Origin of the sequence: Mesorhizobium sp. M4A.F.Ca.ET.022.05.2.1 (assembly GCF_003998845.1) — a bacterium.
In the GTDB taxonomy this organism is placed as follows: domain Bacteria; phylum Pseudomonadota; class Alphaproteobacteria; order Rhizobiales; family Rhizobiaceae; genus Mesorhizobium.
This window is the reverse complement of the sequence record NZ_RZOJ01000806.1, coordinates 1-643: the sequence shown is the minus strand read 5'-3', so window position 1 is coordinate 643 and position 643 is coordinate 1. Positions and strand designations below refer to the sequence as shown.

Sequence of the window (643 nt, the reverse complement as noted above, 5' to 3'; positions counted from 1 at the left end):
GATCGAGGCCGGCCGCTTCGACCCCGAGCCGCAGCCGACGTCGGTGCGCGAAATCGCCAACAACATCATCGAGCTGATGGCAGCGAAGGCCTTCGCCAAGAACATCGGCCTCGGCTGCCATGTCGAGCCGGACGTCCCGCAGATGATCACCGCCGATCCAGGCCGGGTGCGTCAGGTGCTGCTCAACCTCATCGGCAACGCCATCAAATTCACCGACACCGGTGGCGTGCTGCTCGGTGTCGCGCGGGCGCGCACCGAGACCACCGACCGCATCTGCTTCACCATTACCGACACTGGTCCGGGGCTGCGCGAAGAGGACATGGAACGCATCTTCGAGGAGTTCGAACAGTCGGACGGCACCTCAACCCGGGTGCATGGCGGTGCAGGCCTCGGCCTTGCCATATCCAGGCGCCTCGTCACCGCCATGGGCGGTTCGATTTCAGTGTCGAGCCGGCTCGGCGAGGGATCCGAATTCGTCTTCGAGCTTCCGGCCGTGGCCGCAACCGAGCCGCCGCAGAACCGGCAGGACATCCTCTCCGGCCGGCGCGCCGTGATCGTGTCGAAGAACGCAGTCGAGGCCGACGCCATCGCCCGCGCCATCCGCGCCCATGGCGGCGCCGTCGACCTGGCGACGACGCTTGCC

The 643-nt window shown here is 67.3% G+C and carries 1 protein-coding gene; it reads left to right on the top strand.

The genetic code is table 11. The features are described 5' to 3' along the window. Window positions 1-643: ATP-binding protein (locus EN745_RS35535; protein WP_245487920.1), on the top strand; the 643-nt coding region annotated here is incomplete at both ends.